This window comes from Actinoplanes sp. NPDC051633, assembly GCF_040681735.1.
Taxonomy (GTDB): domain Bacteria; phylum Actinomycetota; class Actinomycetes; order Mycobacteriales; family Micromonosporaceae; genus Actinoplanes.
Genome location: NZ_JBFAZH010000558.1, coordinates 1 through 5,107, shown reverse-complemented (window position 1 = coordinate 5,107; position 5,107 = coordinate 1). Strand labels below are relative to the sequence as shown.

The window sequence follows — 5,107 nt, the reverse complement described above, 5'->3', positions numbered from 1 at the left end:
CGCCCCGGTGAGCGCCCCGCGGGGGGGCGCGGCCGCCTGGCCCGACTGGGGACCAACCCGGGGCCCGGCGGCGTACCCCGCGGCGCCGCCGGCGGCCGAGGTCTGTGCGGCGTCGTCATGACTGGTGAAATAGGTGGTGCCGAAGCCGGCGAAGGCCAGGACCCCCGCGGCCGCCGCGATGGGTGCGGCCCAGCGGATGCGGCGCCGGCGAGAGGTGGCTCTCGCCGCACCCCCGGTGGGTACGGACACCAGATGGCGATCGGCGCGCGACGGCTGGACGTGCGGCTCGCTCGGCTCGGTGAGTTCTGGAGCGATGAGGTCGTGATCGGTCGTCGGATCCGCGGCGAAGGCAGCCTCCAGGCGTACCCCCAGATCGGCCGGCATGGGCTCGGACGCGGCACCCAGCGCACCCAGCTCGGCACCCACCCGGCTCATCCCCGACGCCAGCAGGTCGTGGGCGGAACGCCACTCGGGGTCGTCGGCGATCAGCTGCTCGACGCGTGCCCGCTCGGTCTCGTCGAGGGCATCGCCGATGTAGTCGGCCAGCAGGTCGATGTCGACCGTGCCGAAGTCGTCCACGCTCATCGGCTCTCCCCCTCTCCGGATCCGTTCTGAGTCGACGTCGACCCCGATGGGACGCGGCCGGCCTGCGGATGGTTCCCGTGACCGTCGTCTCCCCGGCGCAGGTGGCCGAGCCGCAGCGCCATCCTGGCCCGGCCACGCGCGCACCGGCTCTTGATCGTGCCCTCGGCGACGCCGAGGATCTCCGCGGCCTCCATCACCGGATACCCCTGCACGTCGACCAGTACCAGTGCGGCGCGCTGATCGGGCGGAAGCTCGGCCAGCGCCTGCCGGACGACCAGCGCGGTGTCGTGGTCGTGGGCCGGGGCGGCCGGCTCGGGGCCGGTGACGTCCTGGCCGTCGGGCAGCGGAACCGTGGGGTGCGTCTGGCGCTTGCGGATGCGGTCCAGGCAGGCGTTCACGACGATGCGGTGCAGCCAGGTGGTGACCTGCGAGTCGCCGCGGAACCGGGCGGCCGCCCGATGCGCCGAGAGCAGCGCGTCCTGCACCGCGTCGGCGGCCTCCTCGCGGTCCCCCACGGTACGCAGCGCCACCGCCCACAACCGGTCGCGATGCCGGCGGACCAACTCGGCGAAGGCGTCCTTGTCACCGGCGACGTGCGCGCTGAGGAGATCGGCGTCGGTCGACTCCGCGCCGACCACGCCGTCATCCGTGCCGCCGGTGGTCACGCTGAGAATCTAGTCGAAACGGTCGAGGGCCCGTGGCCCGCGGTCAGGAGCCGTACACCTCGATGTTGGTGACGGTCACCTGGAACTTGCCGCTGTTGTCCTCGGCCGGCGGAAGATCGATGAGGAAGACCAGGATGTACTGGTATTTCTGATCCGGGTCGAACACCGGGAACCGCTTGGTCGTCCCGTCGGTCTTGGCGTCGGAGTCCTGCTCGCCGAGCTTCTTGTACGTCTTGACGACCTGGTCGTCACCGGCGCTGCTGGTGCCTGGGTCGGACGTGCCGGCGCGAACCTCCATCGCCACACCGGCGACGGAGGTCTCGACCTGCACGTCACTGACCGTCCGCGGCTGCTGGAGGTTGATCAGCACGCCCATGCCCGGCTTGAGGTTGCCGAAGTCGGACTGGTTGAACCGCTGCGTCTCCCACCCGGTGTTCGGGTCGCCGTCGACGGTGAGCTTGGCCTCGTCGTCGTCGGACCCCTGACCGTCCGGCGGGTCGACGATGCGCACCATCTCGGGGGTCAGCGTGAGCTTCTGCGGCGCGGGCGCCTCGGGCTGGCCGCTCGGATCGGTGTTGCCCTCGGTCGATCCGGCCGGAGGGTTGCCCGCCTGTGTCGTCTCGCTCGGCCCGGGCTTGCCCGAGTTGCTGATCGCGCGGATGCCGAAGACCAGACCGATCAGTGCGATGACGACCAGGGCGCCGACACCGATCACGATCTTGCGGGTGCTGCGGACCGGCTCGGTCGACGTGCTCTGCGCGAACCGCAGCGGGCCGATGTCCTCGTAGTCGTCGTCGGCCGCGGCGTCCAGCCGGTCGAGCTCCGCGGCCAGCGCGTCGGCCTCGGGGGCGGCGACCCGGCTGTCCAGCAGGTCCATGGTCAGATCGTCGAGGTACGCCGGCACACCGGCCCGGATCTGGCGGGGCGCGGCGAGCGCACCGGACGCGTCGCGGTGCGCGTCCGGCAGCGCGGATGGGTTGATCTCGGCGTGCGGCCAGCGACCGGTGAGCGCGTAGTAAAGAAGGCCACCGACCGCGCGGACATCGCCCTCGGCGGAGTCTGCCGAGTCGGCCCGCGCGTCGGCCAGGACCACCCGGCCGTCGTCGGCGACCAGCGTGGTGCCGGGGTGGACGTTGCCGTGCACCATGCCGGTGGCGTGCACCGCGGCCAGCGCGTCGGCGATCGAGTGCGCGATCGCGGTGGCGCGGGCCGGGTCGAGCGGACCCTCGGAGCCGACCAGCTCGCGCAGCGCCTCGCCGTCGACCCACTCGCGCACCACGTAGGCCCGCTGACCCTCGTCGATCGCGTCGTAGACACCGGCGAGGTTGGGGTGGATCACCCGGCTGGCGGCGACGGCGGCCTGCAGCATTTCGGTGGCGGAGTCGCCGCCCGGGTGCCGGAGCACGACCGCGACCGGCCGCCGCAGGATGACATCGATGCCGCGCCAGACCTGCCGGCCGGCGCTGTCATCGTTGACGTGCGCCTCGAGCTGATACCGCTCCGCCAGGATCTCACCGACGGTGGGTGCACCGAAGGTCATGACCGGAGCGGCCTCATCGGCCGAAGTCTCGCGGCCCTCGCCGACCTGGGTCACCCGTCCTCCCTCGGTGGTGCACACGTGTCCAGAGCGACCATACCCGCCCGCTGCCACAGGCCCACAGGTCATCCCCCTGGCGCGGCATCGACACCAGGCATCCTGGCAGGGGTGATTAGTCCGAATGGTGTCGTCGAATTAGCTGATCAGAGAGTTATCCACACCTTGTCCACAACGGAAGGACACGCCCTACCTGCCGACCTTCCGGCGAACCATCGCGACCACCTGGCTGATCTCACGCACCCGGAGCAGCGCCGCCGTGCCGAGGTAACCGACCATGATCACCGCACCTCCGGCAAGAAGTTGCAAAAGGGCCTCGACACGGGTCGGTTCGCCACCGCCGGGCATCAGCCGGACCACCAGCAGGCCGAGTGCGCCGGCCACGACCGCGGCGGCGACGACCTTCAGCAGCGCGGCGACCAGACTTCCGAGATTGAGGCGGCCGATCCGGCGGCGGAGGACCGCCAGGGAGATCAGTGCCGAGAGGGCGTAGGACAGGGCGTTCGCGGCGGTCATGCCGGCCGCGGTCAGCGACGCGTTCAGCACCCAGGCGAGAACCAGATAGCCGGCGATGCGCAGCGCCACCACCGGCAGGTTGATCAGGGCCACCGTCTTGTTGCCCTGCAGGGAGTAGAAGGCATAGGTGCACAGGTAGCTGATCGACAGGGGGATGACCGCCAGCGCACCGGCCACCAGGACGTCGCCCGTCGCGTACGCCTGCTGATAGGTGTAGTTCCCGCCCTGGAAGAGGGTCACCGCGATCGGGGTGGCCAGCACGCCGTAGGCCACCGCGATCGGCGCCAGGGCGGTGGTGGCCAGCCGGATCCCCCGGCTCAGGTCGGCGCTGACATCGCTGAACCGGCCGTCGGCCGCCGCGGCGCTCATCTTCGGCAGCAGCGCGGTCATCACGGACACGCCGATGATCCCGTGCGCCATCATCGTCAGCAGGAAGACGTTGTTGTACGCCAGGGTGCTCGCCCGGTTGCCGCCGGTGCCGCCGCTCAGCACCCGCACGACGAGGAACACCGCGAGCTGGTTGGCGCCGACGTAGCAGAGCATCCACCCGGCGAGACGCCCGATCTCGCCCATCCCGAGCCCGCGCGGGTCCCAGCGCCAGTTCCACGTGAAACCGACTCGCCGCAGCGCCGGCAGCAGCCCGGCCGCCTGCGCGATCATCCCGAGCAGGGTGCCGCCGCCGATCACCGCGACCATGGCGGGCGTCATCTTCGCGATGGTCAGGGTGCCGTCGATCCGGAAGATCAGCAGGAACAGCCCACAGGCGGCGATCACCACGATGTTGTTGAGGATCGGCGCCCACATCGGGGCGGCGAAGTGGCCGCGCACGTTGAGCACCGCGCCGATCAGCGCCGACAGCCCGGTAAAGAAGATGATCGGCAGCATCAGCCAGGCGAACATCGTCACCAGGTCGCGGTACTCGGGTGAGGTGCGGCCGCTGGACTGGATCAGCGTGATCAGTGGCGCGGCCACGACGACCAGCACCGTCGCGATGCCCAGGCACACCATCGCGAAGGTCAGCAGCTTCTGCGTGTAGAGCTGGCCGCCGTCCGGATCGGCCTTGCGCCGCCGGACCAGCAGCGGGATCAGGACGCTGGAGAGGATGCCGCCGAGCAGCAGCTCATAGATCTGGTTCGGGAGGAACAGAGCACTGGTGTACGCGTCACCGACCGCGAAGCCGAGCGTCATGCCGATCAGGGCGTTGCGGACGAACCCGATGATCCGGCTGACCAGGCTGCCGGCCGCCATGATCGCGCTCTGGCCGGCCGTGCTCTCCACCTCGCGGGGCTCGTCGCGAGGCTCGTCGCGAGGCTCGTCCTGAGGCTCCTCGCGGGGCTCGTGGCGGGGCTCATGAGCAGCCCCGGCGTCCTCGGTCGCCACCAGACCCGGATCCTCCAGAGCCGGCCGCTCGAACCCAGGGTCGGCCTGAGGCCCCTCCTCTTGCGAGGCATGCGAACTGCGGTACACCCCGCCGGCCACGTTCGTCCTCCCAGAGTTCTGCTTCTCCGGTGGAAACTGTGTCACACGAGGTGTCGTAGCAGCGTGCCCGGTGCCGCGCCGGCCAGCGTCTCCACCATCCAGCCGGCCTCGACCGGGACCAAGGGCTCGCTCAGCGCATCGAGCACCGTGGGGTGGTCGCAGCCGGCCTCGGTCAGCACGTTGACCAGGGCGCCGACCGTGCCGAGGTGGCCGGCGGCGGTGATCTCGCGGGCCAGCGTGCGGCCCTCGGCGTACCCGGGCTCCCGGC

The 5,107-nt window shown here is 71.0% G+C and carries 3 protein-coding genes and 2 pseudogenes; all 5 read right to left on the bottom strand.

The genetic code is table 11. The annotated features are described in order from the left end of the window. Nucleotides 1-585, bottom strand: a pseudogene (locus tag AB0M20_RS26505) (hypothetical protein); the annotation flags it as partial. Continuing rightward, nucleotides 582-1,250, bottom strand: a complete 669-nt coding sequence (sigM, locus tag AB0M20_RS26500) for an RNA polymerase sigma factor SigM (protein ID WP_364302642.1) — start codon at nucleotides 1,248-1,250, stop codon at nucleotides 582-584. The gene sigM and the pseudogene AB0M20_RS26505, both read right to left, overlap by 4 nt. 43 nt (nucleotides 1,251-1,293) lie before the next feature. Then, entirely contained in the window at nucleotides 1,294-2,916 is a 1,623-nt protein-coding gene (locus AB0M20_RS26495) for a protein kinase family protein (RefSeq protein ID WP_364302640.1), read from the bottom strand. Nucleotides 2,917-3,033: 117 nt separating this feature from the next. After that, on the bottom strand, nucleotides 3,034-4,884 hold the full coding sequence (gene murJ / locus AB0M20_RS26490) for a murein biosynthesis integral membrane protein MurJ (RefSeq protein WP_364302638.1): 1,851 nt from the start codon (nucleotides 4,882-4,884) through the stop codon (nucleotides 3,034-3,036). Further along, nucleotides 4,881-5,107 (bottom strand): annotated as a pseudogene (locus AB0M20_RS26485) (hypothetical protein); the annotation flags it as partial. The gene murJ and the pseudogene AB0M20_RS26485, both read right to left, overlap by 4 nt.

Coding starts and splice junctions, on each gene's coding strand:
- AB0M20_RS26495 (WP_364302640.1), bottom strand. CDS start 2,916: ATGACCTGTGGGCCTGTGGCAGCGGGCGGGTATGGTCGCTCTGGACAC.